Consider the following 24010-nt stretch of genomic DNA (forward strand, 5'->3'; position numbering starts at 1 on the left):
CCGCTCGCTTCGACCTCACGAAGCACTTGTGCGGCATGCTCGCCTTTATGTTCCATTAAGACTAACGAACCGTTTAGAAATGGGTTGGCGTAACGCCTGTCTCTTGCAGCGCGCGCCGTGCAGGCATAGCGTCAACCTGCGTTTCTGCAGAATGAAGAAAGTTGCCTATAAATGTCCGATACCCCATCGAGGTCCGGTAACGCCAAGTCCCGCGCCGCAGCCTTGTCCCACCTCCGCCGCGCTTCGCTCAAAAAAGGAGATTCCATCCCGCTGCCGCTGACCATGGCCGCGGTTTTCCACGCTCCGGGCGATGCAACCGGCTTCCACCAGTACGGCCGCTTCAGCAACCCGACCTGGGATGCAGTGGAACACATGATCGCCCATATGGAAGACGCGCCCTGCGTTGGCTTTCCTTCCGGCATGGGTGCGATTTCAGCCGTGTTCTTCGCGCTTTTGCAGGCCGGCGACCGCGTTCTCATCGCCAGTGACGGCTACCCGACCACGCGCGGCATCGGCGACCGCTTCCTGAAGAAGTTCGGCGTCGAATACGACACCCGCCCAACCGCCACCTTCCTCGACGGCGGCTTTGCCGGCTACAAGCTGGCTTTCATGGAAACGCCGTCCAATCCCGGCCTCGACATTTGCGACATCGCTGCCGTGGCCAAGGCTGCCCATGCCGCCGGCGCGCTGCTGGTGGTGGACAACACGACCATGACACCGCTCGGCCAACGGCCCCTCGATTTCGGCGCGGATATCGTCGTTGCCGCCGACACCAAGGCGCCCAACGGCCACTCCGACGTGCTGTTCGGCCATGTCGCCAGCCGCAATCCCGATATCATCGAAGCCGTGAGGGACTGGCGCAAGACCTGCGGCGCGATCCCCGGCCCGTTCGAAGCCTGGCTGGTGCATCGCGGCCTGGAAACGCTGGACGTGCGCTTCGAGCGCATGTGCGACACCGCAGAATACATCGCGCCGCGCCTCAAGGCCCATCCCAAGGTGCGCATGGTCCGTTTCCCCGGCCTCGAAGGCGACCCGTCGCACAACCTCGCCCGCGCCCAGATGGAGCGCTTCGGCTTCCTGATCAGCTTCGTCGTCGCCTCCGAGGATGCCGCCGAGGATTTCATCAACGGTTGCGAACTGATGGAATCCGCCACCTCCTTTGGCGGCGTGCACACATCGGCCGAACGCCGCACGCGCCGCGGCGACATCGTGCCTCCCGGCTTTATCCGCATGTCGATCGGCTGCGAGCCGGCCGAAGAACTATGGGAAGCGATCAAGGGATCGCTTGACCGCCTGTCCGAATAGGCGGCGCGCCAAAACAGTGCGGCGGTTCAAGACGCACTTGAATCGCCGTCACCGCCTTCCAGCGCATCCATCTGGAATAAAAGGAAAAATGCCAGCCGGCCTGTAAGCCGGGTTCTGTATGGCCTCCGCCCCTTGCGGCGCGGAAACGTGGCGGCCATTCATCTTGGACGCCTGTTGCCAGGCATCTCACGCAACCTACCCGGGCGGTGGGCGGGAAACAGCCCCCGAGGGTTTCCCCTCGCACCGCCCCTATTCGGTTTTGCTCCCGGTGGGGTTTACCATGCCGCTCCCGTTGCCGGTCGCGCGGTGGGCTCTTACCCCACCCTTTCACCCTTGCCACGAAGTTCGTGGCGGTCTGCTCTCTGTGGCACTTTCCCTGGGGTCGCCCCCGCCGGCCGTTAGCCGGCACCGTGTTTCCATGGAGCCCGGACTTTCCTCACCCGCAGCCTTTCGGCTCTCGCAGGTGCGGCCGCCCGGCCAGCTGGCAGCGCGTATAAAGGGGCTAGCCAGCCAAAACGCAACAAAAAAGCAGTCGCAGCCGTTAAATCGACGAGCCGAGCGCCGCCATCTGCACCTTCACCTTGCTGCAATAGGCTGACGAGACGGGATTCATGCGGCGCGCGGCGTGGCCTGCATTGTACTTCAGGATCGTCCCGCACGTCGTGCCGCCGCCGAGGTCATGCGCCATCGCCAGGTACTTCATGCCGTACTTGATGTTCGTCTCGGGATTGAACAGCCCCTTGGCGGAGCCGCTGTAGCCCATCATCCTTGCCGTTGCCGGCTTGATCTGCATCAGGCCGATCTCGCCCGCGCTTCCCACGGCGTTCGTGCGGTAGTTGCTCTCAACCTGGATGACCGCATGCGCCAGCGAAACTGGCACGCCATAGCTGGCGGCATAGCGCTGGACGATCGTGTTGAAGCGCGGCCCGCTCGCCGAGTTCGAAGCAACCTGCTTTGTCTCGTTCTTGGACTTCTTCGACGCAGTCTTGGTGGCCTTCTTGGCAGGTGCAACGCTAGCCTTGGCGCTCTTTTCCGAAGCCTGCTTTTTCTCGGCCTTCTTGGGCGCAACTTGCGATTGGGCGGCCCCGATCATGCCGGGCAGTTCCATGCGCCCTGCCTGCGCCGTGTTTGCGGCAATAGTTAACACACCAGCGGCAATGGCCGCTGTCAGAACGGACAACTTCTTCATAAGATCCTATACTAATTTGGCCGTGGGAATGTATTCACACGGAAGGGCTTCATCGAGGCTTGAACATCTTGCAAAAGACATCCGGAACCTGCTCGGCCTGCGCTTTGAATGCTGAAATTGTGCCAAAGAAGGCGGATCAAGTCACTTTGGGTGACACGTTGTAATCTAGATCACCCTGTTTCAGACTTGACCTAGACTTGGTTCAACCGACGCGAGCAGCGATGCCAGCGTACGCCTTGTCGAGCCATCGGCTATCCCATCCACGCGGCGCGGCCGGAAATGGCGCTGGAATGCTTCGACGACGATTTCGGTCTGCTGGTCGAATTTGCCGGTGATTTCCGCGCCATAGCCGTAGAGAGCCAGCATGGATTGCAACTCTTCGACGGCGCGTCCCTCGTCGCCCCGGTGCAACACGCGCCCGCGCCTGATCGGCGCCGGCTTCACAAGATGCCCCACCCCAGCCTCGAACAACCTCGGCCACGGGAATTTTTCACCCGGATCGACTTTGCGCCCCGGCGCGACATCGGAATGCGCCAGCACAAACTCCGGCGCGATGCCGTATCGGTCAATGATGCCCCGGCAAAGATCGACCACCGCATCGATCTGGATTACGGGGAATTTCGGATAGCCCAGCGTATGGCCGGGATTAACGATCTCGATACCAACCGAACGCGAGTTGGTATCGGTTACGCCGCGCCATGAACTCTTTCCCGCATGCCAGGCGCGGTCGCTCTCGCGAACCATCTGCACGATGCGGCCATCCTCATGCACAAGGTAGTGCGACGACACTTCGCTTGCCGGGTCGCAAAGCCAGGATTCCGCGCCTTGCCCGGTTTCCATCCCGGTATAGTGCAGCACGATCATGTCCGGTTTGCGCGTGCCTTCTCGCGGTCCGAAATTCGGCGAAACCCTGACATCTGCTCCGGCGTGGTCGGGCAGGAAACCGCTCATGCCGCTTGCAGGCTCCGCTCGATGATTTCGTAGGCGGCATTGATTGCCGCCAGCCGGGTCGTTGCGATCTTGATGAATTCCTGCGGCAGGCCGCGCGCAATTAGCCTGTCGGGATGATTGTCGGCCACCAGCTTGCGGTAGTGCTTCTTGACCTCGACCAGCGATTTGCCGCGCTCGATGCCAAGCACGACATAAGGGTCCGCGTCGCCCAGGTCGACATGCCGCGACAGGATCGTCTCGTAGTGCGCGTCTTCGATTTCGAAGATTTCGGCGATACGGCGCAGGAACTGGCCTTCCCGTTCATGCAGCACGCCATCGGCGGTCGCGATATAGAAAAGACCGTCCAGTATGTCTTCAAGCATCATGCAGTTGTGGGCGCCATTGCCACACAGCCCGGCCATTTGCTCGGCATAGGCCTCGAAACCGGCAATATCGCGCTTGGCAAGGTCGTAGAGACGGGCCACGTTGCGCGCTTCTTCCTTCGGCACCTCGAAAATAGCCTGAAAGGCGCGCACCTCGTCTTGCGTGACGACACCGTCCGCCTTCGCCATCTTGGCCGAAAGCGCAATCATCGCGACCGAGAACGCAACCCTGCGCCGCAATTCTGGATCGCCAGCGAACACGGTACGCACGGCTTCGACAACCTCCGCCACCCCTTGGGTCGCGGAAGCCGACATGCGCTGGATGAATTCACCTATGCGAAGCCAGATCGACATGGGCGCTTCATAGAGCGAACGCCCCGCCGCTATCAAGCTATGATCGGCCCTGGCGCGCGGATTGGCCGCGCAAAAAGGAAAGGCCGGCAAATGCCGGCCTTTCCTGACATGTGAAGCGGATTACTGCGCAGGCGCAGGTGCCGGCTGCACGGGCGTCATGGCACCATCATCGGCCGCACCATCCGAAGGCGCAGGCGTAATGCTCTGCGTCGTGGAATTATCGGTCGCAGGCGGTGTCGTCGCATCGGGTGTTGCCGGCGTCATCGGCTGTTCGGCAGCCGGAGGATTGGTGCTTTGGGTCGTAGTAGTATCGGTCCCGCTGTCACTGCAGGCAGCAACGCCGAAAAGGGCAAGGGCAGAAACCGACGCTAGAATGAGCTTCTTCATCTTATCTCTCCTTCATAATAACGCCCCCGTTTCGGCGGGCGGTCGAGGAGAAAATGTCCGTCGCGCCAATCCGTTTCATAACGTTGCGTTTCGATCTGTAACAACGCCTCTTTTGGGCCAACGGGTCAAAACCGTTGTCGATCAATCCATTGCGGTCTAACAGGCGTGGAAAATATCAGCGGAGAGCGGGCGATGCCGAACGCCAAGTGGGATTTCTGGATCGATCGCGGCGGCACCTTCACCGATATCATTGGCCGTGATCCAGAAGGCCTCTTTCATTCCCGCAAGCTCCTGTCGGAGAGCCCCGAAGCCTACTCGGACCCCGCCATTCAGGGCATCCGCGACCTGCTCGGCCTGAAATCGCATGAGCCGGTTCCCTCGCACCTTATCGGCGATCTCAAGATGGGTACGACGGTCGCTACCAATGCGCTTCTCGAACGCAAGGGCGACCGCGTCCTGCTCCTCATCACCAAGGGTTTTCGAGACGCGCTGCGGATCGCCTACCAGGCGCGGCCCGACATCTTTGCCAAAGAGATCATCCTGCCCGAGCAACTCTATGAACGTGTGGTCGAGGTGGATGAACGTGTCCTCGCCGACGGTTGCGTCGAGCGCCTGCTCGACATCGCGGACGTCAAGCCCGCCATCGAACAGGCCAAGTCTGACGGCATCGATGCCGTTGCCATCGTCTTCATGCATGCATGGAAATATCCCGATCACGAAAACGCCGTCGCCAAGGTCTGCCGCAAGCTTGGCTTCGGCCAGATTTCGGTGAGCCATGAAGTCTCGCCGTTGATCAAGCTGGTCGGGCGTGGCGACACGACGGTGGTGGATGCTTACCTCTCGCCCATCCTGTCGCGTTACGTCCGCAACGTCGCGCAGGAACTCGGCGTCGACAACACGCAGACCGAAAGCCCAGCCATTCCGGCCGAAGTCCGAGCGCGCGACGGCGCGCCGAGTGATGGTTCACCCGCCCCGGCGGAGGCCAGCGAGCGGAGCGAGCGCTCGGCCGCGAGCCCAAGATTAATGTTCATGATGTCCTCGGGCGGCCTGACCGCGGCAGACATGTTCCAGGGCAAGGATGCGCTTCTATCCGGGCCGGCTGGCGGCGTCGTCGGCATGGTGGAAACCGCGAAGCTTGCCGGCTTCGGCAAGGTCATCGGCTTCGACATGGGCGGCACGTCGACCGACGTCGCGCATTATGACGGCAACTACGAACGTGCTTTCGATACCGAAGTGGCGGGCGTCAGGGTACGTGCGCCGATGATGCGCATTCACACCGTCGCTGCGGGCGGCGGTTCGATCCTCCACTACGAGGCTGGCCGCTTCCGGGCAGGCCCCGACTCCGCCGGAGCCAATCCCGGCCCCGCCTGCTACCGGCGGGGCGGACCGCTCACCGTCACCGATGCCAACGTGATGCTGGGCAAGCTCCAGCCCGACCTGTTCCCTGCAATCTTCGGCGCCAATCAGAACGAGAGATTGGATGCATCCATCGTACGCGAGAAATTCGAGGCATTGGCAGCCGAGATCGGTGGCGGCCGCACGCCGGAAGCGGTGGCGGAAGGGTTCATCACCGTCGCGGTCGAAAACATGGCCAATGCCATCAAGAAGATTTCTGTCCAGCGCGGCTATGATGTCACCGAGTACCTGCTGAACTGCTTTGGCGGCGCAGGTGGCCAGCACGCCTGCCTGGTGGCGGATGCGCTCGGCATGGAAGCCGTGCTCATCCATCCCTTTTCGGGCTTGCTCTCCGCCTACGGCATCGGCCTGTCCTCCATCTTCGCCTCGCGCCAGCAGGCGCTGCTCCAGCCGCTGGAAGATTCTTCCTTGCTGGCAATCGATCAGTTGATCGGCTCACTTGAGCAGGCGGTCGTGGAGGAACTTGCGAAACAAGGCGTTGCCAACTCGGCAATTGCCGTGAAGCCGATCCTGCACATCCGTTATGACGGGACGGATACCTCGCTTCCGGTAGGTTTCGGGCACGGATCGATCGAGCTGGCGAGAACGAGCTTCGAGACCGATCACAAGGCCCGCTTCGGCTTCATCTATGACGGAAAACCCATGGTCGTCGAAGCGGTCGGCGTCGAAGGCTCCGACACCAGCACCAAGGGGTTGGGCGAGCTTGTTTCAGATATCGAGGACATCGCCGCAACGTCCTCACAAACCGGCAGGATCTTTATCGAAGGCGACTGGCGCGATGCCGGCATTTTCCTCCGTGATCGACTGAAGCCGGGCCACAAGATCCTCGGCCCGGCGCTGGTGATCGAGCCGAACCAGACGATCGTGATCGAGCCCGGTTGGGAGGCGACGATTACCGCCAGGAACCACGTCCTGATGCGCCGCATCGAAAAGAAGCGCCGTCAGGAAGCCCTCGGCACCAAGGCCGATCCGGTCATGCTGGAAGTGTTCAACAACCTGTTCATGTCGATCGCCGAGCAGATGGGCGTCACGCTCCAGAACACCGCCTATTCCGTGAACATCAAGGAACGGCTGGATTTTTCCTGCGCGGTGTTCGACGGCACCGGCGCGCTGGTAGCCAACGCTCCGCATATGCCGGTTCATCTTGGGTCCATGGATCGGTCGGTCGAAACCATCATCCGGCTCAACGCCGGCAATGTGCGCCCCGGCGACGTCTTTGCGCTCAACGCGCCTTACAATGGCGGCACGCACCTGCCCGACATCACCGTGGTGACGCCGGTGTTTGACGATAAGGAAGAGGAAATCCTCTTCTGGACCGCCTCGCGCGGCCATCATGCCGATGTCGGCGGAACGGCCCCCGGCTCGATGACGCCGCTGGCCACCACGGTTGATGAAGAAGGCATCCTTTTCGACAATTTCCAGATCGTCGAACGCGGCCGCTTCCGCGAGGCCGAACTGCATGCCCTTTTGACCGACCACCCCTACCCCGCGCGCAATCCGCGCCAGAACGTCGCCGACCTGAAGGCCCAGATCGCCGCTAATGAAAAAGGCACTGCGGAATTGAAGAAAATGGTCGCCCATTTCGGCCTCGATGTCGTCGAGGCCTATATGGGTCATGTTCAGGACAACGCCGCCGAAAGCGTGCGCCGCGTGCTCGAGCGCCTGCCTGACAGCTCGGAATATGAATACCCGACCGATACCGGCCAGGTGATCAAGGTCAAGATCACCGTTGATCGCGCCAATCGGCAGGCCACCGTCGATTTTACCGGCACCTCGCCGGTGATGAGGAACAATTTCAACGCGCCCGAACCGGTCACGCGCGCCGCGGTCCTCTACGCCTTTCGCGTCATGGTGGAAGACAACATCCCCATGAACGCCGGGTGTCTCAGGCCAATCAACATCATCGTCCCCGACGGCTGCATGCTGAAGCCGTCCTATCCGGCAGCGGTGGTGGCCGGCAATGTCGAGACCTCGCAACATGTCACCAATGCGCTTTTCGGCGCCATGGGCGCGCTTGCCAATGCGCAGGGCACCATGAACAACCTCACCTTCGGCAACGACGCTTACCAATATTACGAAACCATCTGCTCCGGCTCGCCCGCCGGCATTAAGAACGACGGCGCGGGCTTCGCAGGCACCTCCGGCGTGCACACGCACATGACCAACTCGCGCCTCACCGACCCCGAAGTTCTTGAACTGCGTTTCCCGGTCGTGCTGGAGGATTTCCACATCCGCGAGGGCTCCGGCGGCACGGGAAAATGGAGCGCCGGCGACGGAACGCAGCGGACCATTCGCTTCCTCGAAAAGATGGAATGCGCCATCCTGTCCTCGCACCGCAACCGCCCGCCAGAAGGTCTGGCAGGCGGCGGCGACGGCGAGCAAGGCTCGACCAAAGTGCGGCGCAACGACGGTGCGGTCCAGGTCCTGAAGGCTTGCGACCAGACTGAGCTCGATCGCGGCGAAGCCGTCATCGTCACCACGCCGACGGCGGGAGGATACGGAAGGCCTAGAGCGTGTCATGGTTAGATAGAATCATTCTGTTTGTCGTGCGGCGAGGTGATCCACGCGAAGGGTTGCGAAGGTCGATGTGGTTCATCGGCCGAGCAAGCCGACAAAGTGGGCGACCGCCGCAGGCAAACAGAATGATTCTATCTAACCATGACACGCTCTAGGCCAGCCGCCCCGTCATCCGACTGTCACGCCGCTGCGTTACCCGCTTGCGCACTGCAACCGGAGAATCGCCTTCCATGTCCGACGTTTCCAACGAACTCGTTTATCGGCGCGGCAAACAGGTTGGAAAAGCGGTCTACCAGAACAGGGCACTCTCGAAGGCAGGCTTGTCGGAGCGGCTGTTTGCGCTGGCCTTCTCCGGCCTCGTCTATCCGCAGATCTGGGAAGATCCCGAAATCGACATCGAGGCCATGCAGCTAGGCGAAGGCCATCGCGTCGTCACCATCGCATCGGGCGGCTGCAATCTCCTCGCCTACCTCACCCGCCTGCCCGCCCGCATCGATGCCGTCGATCTCAACGCCGCGCATATTGCGCTCAACCGCATGAAGCTGGCCGCCCTTCGCCACTTGCCTTCGCATGCCGATTTCTTCCGCTTCTTCGGCACAACCGACAATCCATACAATTCCCTTGCCTATGACCGGTTCGTTGCCCCGCACCTCGATCCGGTGAGCCGGCACTATTGGGAGCGGCGCAGTTGGCGCGGCAAGCGTCGCATCGAAGTGTTCAATGCCAACTTTTATCGTACCGGTTTGCTTGGCCTGTTCATCGCCGCCGGACACAAGGCTGCGAAGCTGCATGGCATCGACCCGTCCGAGATCATGAATGCGAAGTCGCTGCCTGAACAGCGCCGCTTCTTCGACCAGAAGCTGGCCCCGGTTTTCGACCGACCCTGGGTGAAATGGGCGACCTCGCGCAAATCCTCCCTGTTCGGTCTCGGTATCCCGCCTGCGCAGTATGACGCGCTCCTCACCTCCGGCGACGGTTCAATGGCCGGCGTGCTCAGGGCGAGGCTGGAAAAGCTCGCCTGCGACTTTCCGCTGCGGGACAACTACTTCGCGTGGCAGGCTTTCGCGCGCCGCTATCCGGCCGAAAGCGAAGCGGCGCTGCCGCTCTATCTCGAGCAGCGGAACTACCGCCTGCTGCGCGAAAAAGCCGGCAACATCGCCATCCACCACGCCAACATGATCGACTTCCTCGCCGAAAAGGACGCCGGCTCCGTGGATCGCTTCGTGCTGCTCGATGCGCAGGACTGGATGACCGACGACCTGCTCAACCGCCTGTGGACGGAAATCACCCGCACCGCATCCGCAGGGGCCCGCGTCATCTTCCGCACCGCCGCCGAGCCGAGCCTGTTGCCGGGCCGCCTTTCGCCCACTTTGCTAGACCAGTGGGCCTACGAGGAAAAAGCCTCGCTCGACTTCTCCAGTCGCGACCGCTCAGCGATTTATGGCGGCTTCCATCTCTACGTGAAGAAACCGGCATGAGTTCCACCTCGACGCGGGCGCAGAACCATGCCGCCCTCATGGACGGCACCTACCGCTGGCAGCGCCATATCTACGACCTGACCCGCAAATACTACCTGCTCGGCCGCGACCGCCTCATCAATGGGCTGGACGCACCTGCCGGTGCGGCCATCCTCGAGCTCGGCTGCGGCACGGGCCGCAATCTCGTCATGGCGGCGCAGCGCTATCCGGACGCCCGCCTGTACGGACTGGATATCTCGGCCGAAATGCTGGCAACGGCGCAAAAAGCCGTCGATGGCCGGGCACTTTCCAGCCGCATCCGGCTTGCCCAGGGCGATGCGACCCGGTTCGACCCTGAAGCCTTGTTCGGCATCGCCCGCTTCGACCGGGTCTTCATCTCCTACTCCCTGTCGATGATCCCCGGCTGGGAAAAGACCGTTTCCGCAGCACTCGCCGCCCTCAAGCCGGGCGGATCGCTGCACATCGTCGACTTCGGCCAGCAGGAGGGCCTGCCGCGATGGTTCCGCGGCCTGCTTCGCGCATGGCTTGCCAAGTTCCATGTCACGCCGCGCTACCGGCTGCGCGAGGTGCTGGAATCAGGATCTGCACGCGTAGGCGCAAGCCTTTGTTTCGAAACGCTCTATCGCGGCTACGCCGTCCTCGCAGTCGTTACCGCGGCTGGCGCAACGGCAAGATAAGCGCCGACACCAGCCTCTGCGGCCGGTAGTTGAGCTTCGACGGCGTCAGCCCCATGCGAACCACAACCAGGCGCTCCGAAGGCACGATCGCGACCGACTGGCCGTCATGGCCTTCCAGCCAGTACGTATCGGCCGGCAATCCCCAGCCCTCGCCGCCGCCTGACACCTCCTCGTCGCCGGGGCCGGAAATCCATAGCTGGCCCTTGGCATAGGTCCCGTTGGACGCCGGCGCCACTTCGCGCATCCAGGTCACGAACCCGGCGGGCAGGATTTCCTGTCCGTTCCAGCTCCCGTCCTCCAGCAGGAACTGGCCGAACCGCGCCCAGTCTTGGGCCGTGGCGTAAAGATAGGAGGAGCCGACAAAGGTGCCGCGCTCGTCCGTCTCCAGCACGGCGCTGCGCATGCCAAGCGGATCGAACAATGCCTTGCGCGGCCAGCCGATCGCCGCCTGTGGGTCTCTCAGCGCTTCCTGCCACAGCCGCGACAGGATCATCGCCGTGCCGCTCGAATAGGAAAACGCCGCGCCCACCTCGCCGGCCAGGGGCTTGGCTTCGGCAAACCCTGCCATGTCGGGCTCGAGATAGAGCATGCGCGTGACATCGGTGACGTCGCCATAGTCCTCGTTGAACTCGAGGCCACTCGACATCGCCATCAGGTCGGACACGCTGATCGCCGCGCGGTCGTCCGCATCCCACGGCTTGGCGAGTTTCCTGCCGTCCACGCCGATCTTGCCGTCCTTGACCAGCGTCCCGAGGATCGCGGCGTTGACCGTCTTGGTCATCGACCAGCCGAGAAGCGGTGTCTTCTGGTCGAAACCTTCGCCATAGCGTTCTGCAACGATCCTGCCATCCTTGACGACGACAACCGCGCGCATTCCCTCCCCGGTCAGCGCCTTGTCGTCGAGGACCGCAGCCACGTCTGCCGACTGCGACGGCTCTATCCGATCCCCTTCCGGCCACAGCGCATCGGCAGGCTCGGTAGATGGCAGCGCCGGTCCAGCGAGTTCCCTCGCCTTCATTACGTCACCGTCCGGCACATTGGTGCAACCGAGCCCGTCACGTACCACGGCAACACTCTTGCCCAGGATGCCGAACAGTCCCGCCGAAACGGTACCGGCCTCCTTGTCGACGGAAACCGACATCAGCTTGAGCAGCGGATGGCCCGGCGCCTGGACATCGACCGCCAGCACCTCGTCAGCATCGCGGCCAGCGAGGAACACATTGGAGCAGACAATCTTGGCGGAATAGCCTGATCCCACCCGGATCAGGTCCGGCGGAGCGAAATAGAGCCATGCGAATACGCCGATGATCGCAAGGACGAGCAGCACCACCAGCCATTCGACGATCTTGAACAGAAACCGCATTCCAAACCTTTTCAAAACCACCGGCGCTTGCGCAAATCGCCCCAGCACTCTCGAATGCCATCAATCGAATATCAACCATGTTGATAGATGACGATGGGGCAACGCGACGATAGAAGCAGGGGGTGGCGGCTGGCAATGCACGCCCTCATCTCGACTTTGGCCTGACGGATTTTGGGGGAACTGATGCGCAAACTTGCGCTGCTGGTTGCATTGACGCTGCTGAGTGCCTGCACCACCATCGATGACCTCGCTCCCGTCAGTGGCCCGTCCGCCACCGGCACATCGCATTCGCCACGGTTTCAGGACAGGGACCCCCACGAGTGGACCGGCCGCGCGCCGTGGCACTATGCAGTCCACGGCACCGACGTTTCCAAATACCAGACTTCCATCGATTGGCAGCGGGTGAAAGCGAGCGGCATCTCCTTCGCCTTCATCAAGGCGACGGAAGGCGGCGACCGCGTCGACGACTATTTCCATGAACATTGGCGCGGGGCCAGAGGCGCGGGAATCCCGCGCGCTGCCTACCATTTCTACTATTTCTGCCGCCCTGCCGCGGAACAGGCGCGCTGGTTCATCGAGAACGTTCCAAATGACCGCTCGGCCCTGCCTCCAGTGCTGGATATGGAATGGAACCCGCTATCGCCCACTTGCAAACTGCGGCCGCCGCCCGAAACCGTGCGCAGCGAAATGAGCACCTTCCTGTCGATCATCGAGAGCCACTACGGCAAGAAGCCGATCATCTACACCTCGATCGATTTCTTCGACGACAACAACCTCTCGACCTTCAGGGGCTATCCCTACTGGTTGCGCTCGGTCGCCGGACATCCCGGCGAGAAGTATGGCAGCCACCCTTTCACCTTCTGGCAATACACCGGAACAGGCATTGTGCCGGGCATAAGAGGCGACGCCGATATCAACGTGTTCAACGGTTCGGCGGCCACCTGGGATAAATGGCTGCGGCAGAACACCCGTTGACAGCGCGGAACTAGCCTGCTTTTCGACAACATTGACGCACAAGTGGCGTCAGGCAAACGCGGCGAAACACGCCTCAGGCCGGAAGGTTGTCATGCGACTGCACTCGATTGTTCTCGCGGCGCTGCTGTCAGCCGCGGCCGGTTCGGCAATGGCCGAGCAATGCGGCGGCGATTTCGAGACCTGGAAACAGGGCATCGCCTCGGAAGCGAGGGCCGCGGGCGTCGGCGAAGCCGGCCTGTCGGCATTCGAGGCGGCAGCCATAGATCCCAAGGTCTTGGCCCGCGATCGGGCCCAAGGCGTCTTTTCGCAAACCTTCGTCCAGTTTTCCGGCCGCATGATTTCCGACTACCGCCTCAAGCAGGGCGCGGCCAACCTAAAGAAATACGCCGATGTCTTTGCCCGCGCTGACCAGCAGTTCGGCGTCCAGCCGGCAATCATCACCGCCTTCTGGGCGCTCGAAACGGATTTCGGCGCTGTGCAAGGCGACTTCCATACGTTGAGCGCGCTGGTCACGCTGGCCCATGATTGCCGCAGGCCGCAACTCTTCCGGCCCCAGCTTGTGCCGCTTCTCACCCTCATCGATAGCGGTGTCCTGCCGGCCGATGTAAGCGGGGCATGGGCAGGAGAGATCGGCCAGACGCAGATCCTGCCATCCGACTATCTGGCGCGCGGTATCGACGGCGACGGCGACGGCATCGTGGACCTGCGTCGCAGCGCGCCTGATGTCATCATGACCACCGCCAACAAGGTGCTTTCCCGCGGCTGGAAGAGCGACCAGCCTTGGATCGAGGAAGTCCGGGTTCCCGACGACCTGCCGTGGGACCAGACCGGCCGCACCAATAAGCTGCCGCTCTCCAAATGGGCCGAGTGGGGCGTCACCCGGCCAGATGGCACGCCTCTTGTGGACAATGGCCTCAACGCCGGCCTTGCCCTGCCAATGGGCCGTAAGGGGCCGGCCTTCCTCGCCTACGACAATTTCGACGTCTACCTGCAATGGAACCAGTCCTTCACCTATGCGCTCACCGCAGCCGTGCTGGCCACGCGCTTCGCCGGCGCTTCGCCTTACGATCCGCGTAATGCGGAGCCCGGCCTTACCGGCGACAGGATGAAGGAGTTGCAGTCGAAGCTGGAAGCCAAGGGCTACGACGTCGGCACCGTAGATGGCATTTTGGGCACCAACACCCGTGAAGCGGTTCGGCAGGAACAGATGAAGCTCGGTCTCGCCGTTGACGGCTGGCCAACCGAGGAACTGCTGGCGAAACTGTAGGCTTGCGAGGCAGCCACCCTACTGCCCTACTGCCCTACTGCCCTACTGCCCTACTGCCCTACTGCCATGCTGCCCTAGTCCGCCATCGTCTCGAGGCTCGCGAAGCCCTGCGGCGCGTCGCCTTCGTCGAACGGCGTGGTGACTTCGACGAAAGTGTCCGGATAAAAGCCGTTGAAGCGCGTGCGTAACGACAGCGAATAGGCTCCGATATGGCCTATCTCGATCCAGTCACCGGTATCGACCGTCTCTGGCAGCCGGAATGGCCGCGACAGGATATCGACGGAATCGCAGGTCGCCCCGCACACCTTGAACGGCACGATGTTCTTCTCCGAGCCATTGCGCGAACGGATGGCCGGATCGGGAATGAAGCGGGCCGGCAGCGTGATCTTTCCCGTCCACGAATCCGACAGCGAAGCCCATATGCCGTCATTGATGTAGAGCCGCCTGCCCTTGCGCAGCAAAACGCGCACAATCAGCGACAGGCAACGCGCCACGATCACCCGTCCCGGCTCGGCCACCAGCGGCATCTGGTCGAACTGGTATTCCTTGATGTCCCCCGACAGGCGCGACATGATCTGCCCGAGCGACGGCATCTCGACCTGCTTGCGGTTCGGATCATGGCCGTACTCGGCCGGAAAACCGCCGCCGACATCGAGCCCCGCGAGATCGAAGCTCAGCCGGTTGCGCACCCAGTCCGCCGAGGCCAGCGCACGCTCATAGGTATCCGGGTCTTCGATCTGGCTGCCGACATGGAAGCACAGGCCCACCTTATAGCCCGTCTTGGCGAGGCGTTCGGCCAGTTCAACAGCATAGGCGGGGCCCGCGCCGAATTTCTTCGACAATTCATAGGCGGCATGGCCCTTGGTCTGCACCCGCACAAAAACCGTGATCGCGCCGGGGTCGATATCGAGCGCTCGCACCACGCGCGTCAGCTTGGTGATTTCATCCTCATGATCGACCGAGATGACACGGATGCCGTACTTTTCCAGCGCCAGCTTGATGTCGGCCTGTGCCTTTACGGGATGCATGTAGAGCATCTCCGCATCGTCAGACACCGCCCGCACCGCTGCAAACTCACCCGGCGACGCAACGTCGAAGGCAGTCACGCCGGCTTCCACCAGCGCCTTCAGGACGATGGGTTCGCCGTTGGTCTTCACCGCATAGGCTGTCTTGCCCGGAAACATTCCCATGAACTGCACGGCATCGTCCTTCAGCACCTGGGGCCGGAAGCAATAAACCGGTTCGTCCGGGCGCAAAGCCAGCGCTGCGGCGCGCGCATTGTCGAATCGCTGCATCAAGCGAATCCCTGTTTCGGCGCGCAAAACTAATCCCGCCCGGGGAAGAATGAAAACCCCTCCATGCCTCGCTCATGCATCCGGGCGGAGTTAAATCTCGCAGGGCAAGTTGAAGGTTGCCTGTTTCGGGTGGCTACGCGCCATAAAGTGCCTCAGGAAGCTGGAACCGACATCTTCGGCGCATTTTTCAGGAATACCCCAATGACAACGATGACCGAGACGGCACAGCGCGAGCCAATGGCGCTGAAGGATTGGGCGCAATTGCTTGTTCTCGGCGCGATATGGGGCGGCTCCTTCTTCTTTGCCCGCATTGCCGTCGCGGAAATTCACCCGTTCGTTCTGGTGTTTTTCCGCGTCTCCATCGCCGCGCTCGTCCTCCACCTCTATCTCGCCCTTCGCGGTCCGTCGTTCCGCATCGCCTTCACACATACCGGCCTGTTCTTCGCGCTGGCCTTGACCAACAACGTCATCCCCTTCTCCCTGATCTTTGCCGGCCAGACCGAACTCGGCGCCGGGCTGGCGGCGATATTGAACGCCACGACGCCATTCTGGACGCTCATCATCGCCAACTTTTTGACCGATGACGAAAAGCTGTCGCCCGGCAAGATCGCCGGCATCGCTCTCGGCATCGGAGGAACGGTGGTCATGATCGGCCCCGGCCTCTCATCCGGCCTCAGCGGCCCGGTCTGGGCCAAGTTCGCCCTGATCGGGGCAACGATCTCCTACGCGGTGGCGCTGATGATTGCCCGGCGGTTCAAGGGTGTGCCTTCTCCGGTTGTCGCAACCGGTCAGTTCACCGCATCCACGATCATGATGATTCCGGTCGTCCTCGTGGTTCACGGACCATCGGGCCTGTTCTCGGCAAGTCCACCCGTCTGGGCCGCAGTGTTGGCGTTGGCGATCCTGTCAACGGCCTTCGCCTACATCCTCTACTTCAACCTCGTCGCGTCGGCTGGCGCGACCAATGCCTCGCTGGTCACGCTGGTCGTGCCGGTCAGCGCAATTCTCCTCGGCGTTGCCTTCCTCGGCGAGCATCTGGAGGCATTCGAAATCGTCGGCATGACCATCATCGCCCTCGGCCTTGTGACCATCGACGGTCGCCTCTTTCACAAAAAATGACACGATCGCGCCACAATTTATTCACAGTCGGGCCGATGCCGTTTGCCAAGGAATTTCAACGCCTAACGCCAAAAGTAGGTCGAAAATTCCACATTTGCGTCGCAATGCAGCACATTTTCCGCTTGCCTGTGGCCGAAATGCTTCTAGATTCCGGCCATAGCTTTTCAAGAGGAGGCTATCCATGGGACTGACGAGGCCAATCAACGCATTGATGATCTGCGCTGCATTCGCTTTTATCGGCGCTCTTATCGTGGGCGTTCTTCCATAACCGCTTAAGCGGAGAAGGCTAGCACCTGACAAAGCAGAGAAGACGAAAAGGCCGGGATTTTCCCCGGCCTTTTTGTTTCTGCTGCTCTCTAGGCCGCCGCTGAATTCGGGCTCGCCTCGGGCTTGTGCGAGCGGATGCCGATCATGTGGCAAACGGCAAAGGCAAGATCGGCCCGGTTCATCGTGTAGAAGTGGAAATCCCCCACCCCGCGCTCGACCAGATCCAGCACTTGTTCGGCCGCGACGGCTGACGCCACCAGCGCATGCGTCTGCGGGTCCGATTCCAGCCCGTCGAACCGCTCCCTCAGCCAAACCGGCACATGGGCTCCGGCGCGCCCTGAAAAACTCGCCACCTGCGCGATGTTGTGGACCGGCAGGATGCCCGGCACGATCGGGATATAGATGCCCGCGCGGCGCACGCGCTCGACGTAACGCTCATAGATATCGTTGTCGAAGAAGAACTGGGTGATCGCCCGCGTCGCCCCATTGTCCACCTTGCGCTTCAGCATGTCGATGTCGGTGGCGAAGTCCGGGCTTTCAGGATGCTTCTCGGGATAGGCGGAAACAGAAATGTCGAAATCGCCGTGACGCTTGAGCGCGCCAACCATCTCCGCGCCGTTGGCGTAACCGTCCGGGTGCGGCTGGTAGCGCGTGCCGGCACCCGCTGCCGGATCGCCACGCAACGCCACGAAGCGCGTGATGCCGAGCGCAGCGAACTGCCGGATCACGTTGTCGGCCTCTTCCCTGCTTGCATCGATGCAGGTCAGGTGCGCCGCCGGGCTGAGCGACGTCTCGCCAAGGATGCGCGCCACTGTGCGCGCCGTCCGTTCGCGCGTGGAACCGCCGGCGCCATAGGTCACCGAAACGAAGTTCGGCCTCAGCGGCTCCAGCCGCTTCACCGTCTCCCAAAGCCGCGCTTCCATCTCGTCGGTCTTCGGCGGGAAAAACTCGAAGGAGACCCTTATCTTGTCGCCAATGTCGGGCCGGCGTGAAAAACGGAACTGGCTCATCAGGCGACTTCCCCGATCTTGATGGATTGGTTGCCGTTGGATGGATCGGCAATGAGCAGACGCCTGTCACGGCCAAGCCAGAGCTTGACGGTCAGCTTGGCCTCGCTGTTGCCGCGCGGTTCGAAATCCTGGCTGGTTTCCAGATCGAGGCCGGCCTCGTTCAGCCACTCCCCGATCTGCCTGTCGGAAAAGCCGAGGCGCTGGTGGGCGTGGTCATCGCGCAGGAATTCCAGCGTGTGTGCGGCAAAATCGACAATGACCAGCCGGCCGGATGGCCTCAGCAGCCGCGCCGCCTCCCTGATCGCACGGGCCGGGTCGTCCAGATAGTGCAGCACCTGATGGATCGTCACCAGGTCGAAGGCGTCGCGCTCCACCGGCGGCGCGAAGATGTCGCCCTGCCGCACCTGCGCGTTGGTGACGCCGGCCTTGTCGAGATTGGCGCGCGCCACCGTCAGCATCTCGCGCGACATGTCGATGCCGACGCCGCGCCGGTAAAGCGGCGCAAAAATCTCCAACAGCCGCCCCGTACCGGTGCCGAGGTCGAGCATCGACTGGAACGGGCGCTTGCCGACCAGCGCGAGCAGCGCGCTCTCCACCGCGCGGTCCGGCACATGCAGCGAGCGGATTTCGTCCCAGCTCGCCGCGTTCTCGGAGAAATACTCCGCCGCCCGCTCCTGCCGCTTGCGTTTCACCGCCGACAGGCGCTCGAGATCGCGTTCGACCTGCGGGTCAATACTGCGGATACCGGCAATCAGGCCGACTACGAACTCGCGCGCCGCATCCGAATCCGACAAGCGGAAAAAGGCCCACGAGCCCTCCTGGTAGCGGCCGATCAGGCCGGCCTCCAGCAGAAGCTTCAAATGCCGCGACACGCGCGGCTGCGACTGGTTGAGGATTTCGGTCAGGTCCGAAACGGTCAGGTCGCCGCGCGACAGCAGCGCCAGGATACGCAGCCGGCTGGATTCGGCCGCCGCCTTCAATGTATCCACCATGGTGTCGAGTGAAACGTCCATTCGCCAATCTTTCGAAAAGATATAAAGATATGTTTATGTCATTTTCATCGGCAAGACAACAGCCAATATCACGACAAGAACCGCTGCCGCCGTGCGCTTCCACCTGCTACGCTGTCGGCGCACGACCATACTCCTTCCGAATCGGGACCGGCTTCGATGTTTGAATTGCGAGACAATGAAAAGGTGATGGCGCTCGACCCCGCCTCCCTGCCCGGCGACGCCCACATCGTTTTCATCGGCCGCATCCGCTCGCCATGGCGTGAGCGCGCCGAATGCCCCAAGAACATGCGCGCAGCCCTTGAAACGGGCCAGCGCGCGTCGCTGGTGCTGGACCCGCCCTACCGCGAAGGCCTGCTTGGCCTTAAGGGCTACACCCACGCCCACATCTTCACCTGGCTGCACAAAGTGCCGCGGAATCTGATTGTCCAGAAACCGCGCCATGCCGCTGAAGAAAAAGGCGTTTTCGCCTTGCGTTCTCCCATTCGCCCCAACCCCGTCGGCCTGCACACGGCAAGATTGCTTGGTGTCGATCAAGAAACCGGCGTGATCGAACTGGAAGCCATCGACGCGCTCGACGGCACCCCGGTCATCGACATCAAGCCATATTTTCCGTCGGTCGATACGCTCGCCGATGCCGCGACGCCGGACAGGCCCCGGTGATGAACGCACCGACCGGGCGACGCCGCGCCATAGCCAAGGCGCTGACGGCGCTTTTGCCTGTTGCTCCCTATTCCGACATGGAGCGGATACGCGAAGACGCCGCGTCCAGGCACCTGAAAACCCTGCCCCCGACGATTGCGGTGTGGCTTGCCACCGTGGCTCACGTCCGCCATGTGCATACGGACTACGAGAAGCTTCTCGCCGAAGGCTACGACCGCGATGCGGCCCGCTTTTTCGTCGTCAACGACATCAATGCGTGGCTGACCAAATGGCGGGCTACCCGCCTGCTCGACCCGGATGATGACGACGCCTAGAATTGCGCCGCCAAATGACTGGGCTTACGCCCCTCGCTTCGCCACGATGAACAGACGCGGGAAGCGCAGCAGGACCTTGCCATTGTCGGCCGGCGGGTAAGCCTGCCTGATCTTGTCCAGGTAGCGGGCAAGGAACGCCTGTTTCTCGCCCTCGTCCAGCGGATCGATGAAGGTCTTCAAGCCGGTCGACTTCAACCACTCCACGATAGCTTCGGCATTGGCCAGCGGGTGGTTGTAGTGGGTGTGCCAGATATCGACCCGGTCGGCCAACGGCGTCAGCAGATCGTAGTAGAAGGCGACCGGCGGCAGCGGATCGCGCGCCGCACCCGCCATCTTGGCAGCGAAAGGCATTTCGGCGGCGGCTTCCCGCATCAGCCTGTGCGAAGGTTCGCCGAGATTGTCGGGCATCTGCACCGCCAGCGCCCCGCCGGGCGCAAGCAATCCCATCAGCCGCTGGAAAACCGCCGGATGTTCCGGCAGCCACTGGAACACCGCATTGGCGAAAATTACATCGACCGGCTTTTCAGGCTTCCACCCGGCGGCGTCCGCCAGTTCGAAGCGCACATTCGGCAAACGCTTGCGCGCCTTCTCGATCATGTCGGGCGAGGTATCGAAGCCGCTGATCTCGGCTTGCGGCCACCGCTCCACCAGCAACTCGGTCGAATTGCCCGGCCCGCAGCCGATATCGACAACCCGCCTGGCGTTCGGCACCGGCACTTGCGCTACGAGGTCGCGCGCCGGCCGGGTCCGCTCGTCTTCGAATTTCAGGTATTGGGCGGCGGACCAGTCGGCCATGAAAGTTTCCTTAAAATCAAAAACGCCCCGCTTGTCAGCGGGGCGTAGTGGTAATTTAGCGGGTAAGTCTCTTGTGCGTCATGCGGTGCGGCGTGGTTGCCTCGACGCCCAGCCGGCGCACCTTGTCCTTCTCGTATTCCTCGAAGTTGCCCTCGAACCACTCGACATGCGCATCGCCCTCGAAGGCCAGCATGTGCGTGGTCATGCGGTCGAGGAACATGCGGTCGTGGCTGATGATGACGGCGCAGCCGGCATAAGCTTCAAGCGCATCTTCGAGCGCGCCCAGCGTCTCGGTGTCGAGGTCGTTGGTCGGTTCGTCGAGCAGCAGCACGTTGCCGCCGTTCTTCAGCATCTTGGCCAGGTGCACGCGGTTGCGCTGGCCGCCGGAGAGGTTGCCGACTTTCTGTTGCTGGTCGCCGCCGCGGAAGTTGAACGACGAGCAATAGGCGCGACTGTTGACCTCATGCTTGCCAAGCTTGATCACCTCGGCGCCGCCCGAGATTTCCTCCCAGACGGTCTTGTTCGGGTCGAGCGCGTCGCGGCTCTGGTCGACATAGCCGAGCTTGACGGTCTCGCCGATGCGGATCGAACCGGAATCCGGCTTTTCATGGCCCGTGATCGTCTTGAAAAGCGTCGTCTTGCCGGCGCCGTTCGGGCCGATAATGCCGACGATACCGCCGGGCGGCAGCTTGAAAGACAGGTTTTCAATCAGCAACTCGTCGCCGAATCCCTTGTTCAGGCTGTCGACCTCGATCACCACATTGCCGAGACGCTCACCGGCGGGGATAACGATCTGCGTATCCGTCGGCTTGCGGTTCTGTGCCTGCTCGACCAGGTTTTCATAGGCCTGGATACGCGCCTTCGACTTGGTCTGGCGCGCCTTGGGCGAAGACGCGATCCACTCGCGCTCGCGCCAGATCGCCTTCTGGCGGGCGTCGTCCTCGCGCCCTTCCTGGATCAGGCGCTTGGCCTTGGCGTCGAGATACTTTGTGTAGTTGCCCTCGTAGGGAATGCCGCGGCCACGGTCGAGTTCGAGAATCCAGCCGGTCACGTTGTCGAGGAAGTAGCGGTCGTGGGTGATGATCAGCACCGAGCCCGGATAGTCGCGCAGGTGCTTTTCCAGCCAGGCTGTCGTTTCGGCGTCCAGATGGTTGGTCGGTTCGTCGAGCAAAAGCAGGTCGGGCTGCTCCAGAAGCAGGCGGCACAGCGCCACGCGGCGGCGCTCGCCACCCGAAAGGTTGGTTACTTCAGCATCGCCCGGCGGGCATTGCAGCGCTTCCATCGCCATTTCGACCTGCTGTTCGAGATCCCACAGGTTCAACCTGTCCATCTCGTCCTGCAGCTTGGCCGATTCCTCCGCCGTTTCGTCGGAGTAGTTCATCATCAGCTCGTTGTAGCGCTCGATGATCGCGGTCTTCCTGGCAACGCCATCCATGACGTTCTCGAACACCGTCTTGGCCGGATCGAGTTTCGGCTCCTGTGCGAGATAGCCAACCGTCGCGCCTTCCGCGAGCCATGCTTCGCCGGTGTATTCCTTGTCGAGGCCGGCCATGATCTTCAGGATCGTCGACTTGCCGGCGCCGTTCGGCCCGAGGATGCCGATCTTGGCATCCGGGTAGAAGGACAGGTTGACGTTTTCCAGCACCTTCTTGGTGCCGTAGGCCTTTGAAAGGCCGGCCATATGATAGATGAACTGGCGTGCCACGCGCGCTTTCCCTGAAAAAGGTGACCTTCTCGGTCACGCTGGACGGAGGTTGGCCGCTATGTAGGCGATAGGGGGCGAAACGGCAATCGCTTTCGGCGCCAGTTGCCGGGTCGCTCCTCGATAAGGCCCCTTGACGGCCCAATACCATGGCTCGCCCCACGAACTCCGCATAGACCTATACAAATCCACGCAAAAGAAAGGCGCAATTAACCCTTCCCCGGCAAAAGGGGGTGGAAGGAAATGCCGGCGCTTCGCGATTTCCGCAGTTGGGAGCCGATCGTATTGCACAACAGCCTTCTGCTCTTTCTTGAAGCAGCCGCCTACTTCGGCGTGATGGTGACGCTGTTCCGGCTTCGCAAACGCATCGGCATCGGCGTTTTCTTCTGCGCGCTTGGCGTCATGCATTTCCTCGAAACCTATCTTGCCAGCGCATTCTACGTCGCCTTGCCGTTCGGCATCGTTTCACCCGGCTCGTCGGTGCTGTTTTCCGGCAAGCTGGTCATGCTGCTGCTGGTCTACATGAAGGAAGACGCCACCACCGTGCGGCAGCCCATCTACGGCCTGCTGTTCGGCAACGCCTTGATGATCGGCCTTGTCCTGCTGTTGCGCCAGCACGACATCGCCCCGCTGCCCAATGGACAACGCCCGGACATCGCCTTCATCGACCAGATGGGTTGGCTGATGGTCTGGGGCACGGCCTTGCTCTTCGTCGATGCCATACTCATCATCCTGCTCTATGAGCGGCTCGGCAGATTTCTGCGCAAGGCGCTGTTTACCCGCATTCTTGTTTCAACCGCCTGCGTGCTGACTTTCGACCAGATCGGCTTCTTCACCGCGCTTCACTTCGTCACCGGCGCACCGACGGAAGTCTTCTTCGGCGGCTGGTATGCCAAGATGGCGGCGGCCTTCACCTACAGCATGATGCTCGTGGCCTATATCCGCTGGGCGGAGTCGCACCCCATCCCCGCACCACGCGGCCTCGGCGATATCTTCGAGATGTTGACATATCGCGAGCGCTACGAGGCGCTGATCCAGCACGTCGGGCGTGACGGGCTCACCGGCCTCTGGCATCGCGGCCGCTTCGAGACCGATGGCGAGCAGGACGTTGCCGCAAGTCTCGCTTCCGGAAAACCGCTCAGCCTGATCGTGCTCGATGTCGATCACTTCAAGTCGATCAACGACCGCTTCGGGCACGCCGAAGGCGATCGTGTGCTGCGGTCGATAGCCATATTGCTGCGCGATGTCGCCGGTCCCGGCGATCGCGTCTACCGCACCGGCGGCGAGGAGTTCGCGGTCCTCTGCCCTCACCCGCATGCGGTTGCCCGCCTGCTTGGCGAAAACATCCGCCATGCCGTCAAGGCAGCCAACGTCACCAAACTTTCCGAGCTGACGATAAGCGCCGGCATCGCCACCCTGTCGATTTCGACCCCGGGCCTGTCCGAACTCTTCGCCGTGGCGGACCAGCGCCTCTATCACGCCAAGGCCAGTGGGCGCGACCGGATCGTCGGCGAACCTTCAGCTGCCGAACCCGCAGCACAACCACCCCTTTCGGCCGGCAACGGTCACTGACTTCGTCCGCCTTTCCGCTACC

20 protein-coding genes and 1 other RNA gene are annotated in these 24010 nt (G+C 62.1%); 10 read left to right on the forward strand and 11 right to left on the reverse strand.

The features are described from left to right. Positions 1–171: 171 nt before the first annotated feature. Entirely contained in the window at positions 172–1305 is a 1134-nt protein-coding gene (locus ASD50_RS06015) for a cystathionine gamma-lyase (RefSeq protein ID WP_056237420.1), read from the forward strand. A gap of 87 nt (positions 1306–1392) precedes the next feature. Here the strand turns inward: ASD50_RS06015 and rnpB are convergent. From rnpB to ASD50_RS06035, 5 genes are all read right to left on the reverse strand, one after another. Then, positions 1393–1790, reverse strand: an RNA gene (gene rnpB, locus ASD50_RS06385) — RNase P RNA component class A. 56 nt (positions 1791–1846) lie between these two features. Continuing rightward, positions 1847–2494 carry a lytic transglycosylase domain-containing protein gene (locus ASD50_RS06020; RefSeq protein ID WP_056237423.1) on the reverse strand — a complete coding sequence of 216 codons (648 nt, stop codon included), beginning with the start codon at positions 2492–2494 and terminating at the stop codon, positions 1847–1849. 180 nt (positions 2495–2674) lie between these two features. Further along, positions 2675–3445, reverse strand: coding sequence for an N-acetylmuramoyl-L-alanine amidase (locus ASD50_RS06025; RefSeq protein WP_056237425.1), 771 nt, complete (start codon positions 3443–3445; stop codon positions 2675–2677). Continuing rightward, positions 3442–4161, reverse strand: coding sequence for a J domain-containing protein (locus tag ASD50_RS06030; protein ID WP_056237622.1), 720 nt, complete (start codon positions 4159–4161; stop codon positions 3442–3444). Before ASD50_RS06030 ends, ASD50_RS06025 begins: the two co-directional genes overlap by 4 nt. A gap of 120 nt (positions 4162–4281) precedes the next feature. Continuing rightward, positions 4282–4548, reverse strand: a complete 267-nt coding sequence (locus ASD50_RS06035; protein WP_056237430.1) for a hypothetical protein — start codon at positions 4546–4548, stop codon at positions 4282–4284. Between the two features lie 192 nt (positions 4549–4740). Here ASD50_RS06035 and ASD50_RS06040 point away from each other — a divergent pair, with 192 nt between their 5' ends. The 3 genes from ASD50_RS06040 to ASD50_RS06050 all read left to right on the forward strand — a co-directional run bounded on the left by ASD50_RS06040 (position 4741) and on the right by ASD50_RS06050 (position 10636). After that, entirely contained in the window at positions 4741–8490 is a 3750-nt protein-coding gene (locus tag ASD50_RS06040) for a hydantoinase B/oxoprolinase family protein (protein ID WP_056237435.1), read from the forward strand. A 221-nt stretch (positions 8491–8711) separates the two neighbouring features. Beyond that, the gene (locus tag ASD50_RS06045; RefSeq protein ID WP_056237438.1) at positions 8712–9959 is read left to right on the forward strand and encodes a DUF3419 family protein; all 1248 of its coding nucleotides are present in this window, start codon (positions 8712–8714) and stop codon (positions 9957–9959) included. Then, the gene (locus ASD50_RS06050) at positions 9956–10636 is read left to right on the forward strand and encodes a class I SAM-dependent methyltransferase (RefSeq protein ID WP_056237441.1); all 681 of its coding nucleotides are present in this window, start codon (positions 9956–9958) and stop codon (positions 10634–10636) included. The genes ASD50_RS06045 and ASD50_RS06050 overlap by 4 nt, the downstream gene beginning before the upstream one ends. Here the strand turns inward: ASD50_RS06050 and ASD50_RS06055 are convergent. Then, positions 10608–11999: a serine hydrolase domain-containing protein gene (locus ASD50_RS06055; RefSeq protein WP_056237443.1), complete on the reverse strand. Its 1392-nt coding sequence runs from the start codon at positions 11997–11999 to the stop codon at positions 10608–10610. The two genes, ASD50_RS06050 and ASD50_RS06055, sit on opposite strands and share 29 nt — an antisense overlap. Positions 12000–12170: 171 nt before the next feature. Between ASD50_RS06055 and ASD50_RS06060 the strand changes: the two genes are divergently transcribed. Both ASD50_RS06060 and ASD50_RS06065 read left to right on the forward strand, forming a co-directional pair. Beyond that, entirely contained in the window at positions 12171–12974 is an 804-nt protein-coding gene (locus ASD50_RS06060) for a GH25 family lysozyme (RefSeq protein WP_413813877.1), read from the forward strand. Positions 12975–13065: 91 nt separating this feature from the next. Continuing rightward, positions 13066–14241, forward strand: a complete 1176-nt coding sequence (locus ASD50_RS06065; protein ID WP_056237626.1) for a lytic murein transglycosylase — start codon at positions 13066–13068, stop codon at positions 14239–14241. Between the two features lie 74 nt (positions 14242–14315). Here the strand turns inward: ASD50_RS06065 and ASD50_RS06070 are convergent, their stop codons facing one another. After that, a complete protein-coding gene (locus ASD50_RS06070; RefSeq protein WP_056237446.1) occupies positions 14316–15536 on the reverse strand; it encodes an alanine racemase in 1221 nt (406 codons plus the stop codon). Between the two features lie 201 nt (positions 15537–15737). On the opposite strand from ASD50_RS06070, the gene ASD50_RS06075 reads away from it, so the two are divergent. Further along, positions 15738–16655: a DMT family transporter gene (locus tag ASD50_RS06075; protein ID WP_056237449.1), complete on the forward strand. Its 918-nt coding sequence runs from the start codon at positions 15738–15740 to the stop codon at positions 16653–16655. 356 nt (positions 16656–17011) lie between these two features. On the opposite strand, the gene metF is transcribed toward ASD50_RS06075, so the two are convergent. After that, complete coding sequence (gene metF / locus ASD50_RS06080; protein WP_056237453.1) at positions 17012–17932, reverse strand: methylenetetrahydrofolate reductase [NAD(P)H]; 921 nt, start codon at positions 17930–17932, stop codon at positions 17012–17014. Then, entirely contained in the window at positions 17932–18945 is a 1014-nt protein-coding gene (locus tag ASD50_RS06085; protein WP_056237455.1) for an ArsR/SmtB family transcription factor, read from the reverse strand. The genes metF and ASD50_RS06085 overlap by 1 nt, the downstream gene beginning before the upstream one ends. A gap of 156 nt (positions 18946–19101) precedes the next feature. On the opposite strand from ASD50_RS06085, the gene tsaA reads away from it, so the two are divergent. Further along, the gene (tsaA, locus tag ASD50_RS06090) at positions 19102–19605 is read left to right on the forward strand and encodes a tRNA (N6-threonylcarbamoyladenosine(37)-N6)-methyltransferase TrmO (RefSeq protein WP_056237457.1); all 504 of its coding nucleotides are present in this window, start codon (positions 19102–19104) and stop codon (positions 19603–19605) included. Next, entirely contained in the window at positions 19605–19919 is a 315-nt protein-coding gene (locus ASD50_RS06095; protein ID WP_056237460.1) for a DUF2293 domain-containing protein, read from the forward strand. Before tsaA ends, ASD50_RS06095 begins: the two co-directional genes overlap by 1 nt. A 24-nt stretch (positions 19920–19943) precedes the next feature. On the opposite strand, the gene tam is transcribed toward ASD50_RS06095, so the two are convergent. Both tam and ettA read right to left on the reverse strand, forming a co-directional pair. Continuing rightward, positions 19944–20714 (reverse strand): trans-aconitate 2-methyltransferase, encoded by a 771-nt coding sequence (tam, locus tag ASD50_RS06100; protein ID WP_056237463.1) that lies wholly within the window; start codon positions 20712–20714, stop codon positions 19944–19946. 55 nt (positions 20715–20769) lie between these two features. After that, positions 20770–22419 (reverse strand): energy-dependent translational throttle protein EttA, encoded by a 1650-nt coding sequence (gene ettA, locus ASD50_RS06105; RefSeq protein ID WP_056237464.1) that lies wholly within the window; start codon positions 22417–22419, stop codon positions 20770–20772. A gap of 240 nt (positions 22420–22659) precedes the next feature. On the opposite strand from ettA, the gene ASD50_RS06110 reads away from it, so the two are divergent. After that, complete coding sequence (locus ASD50_RS06110; protein ID WP_056237468.1) at positions 22660–23988, forward strand: GGDEF domain-containing protein; 1329 nt, start codon at positions 22660–22662, stop codon at positions 23986–23988. Positions 23989–24010 lie beyond the last annotated feature (22 nt).

The sequence above is a fragment of the Mesorhizobium sp. Root552 genome (assembly GCF_001427285.1).
Lineage (GTDB): Bacteria > Pseudomonadota > Alphaproteobacteria > Rhizobiales > Rhizobiaceae > Mesorhizobium.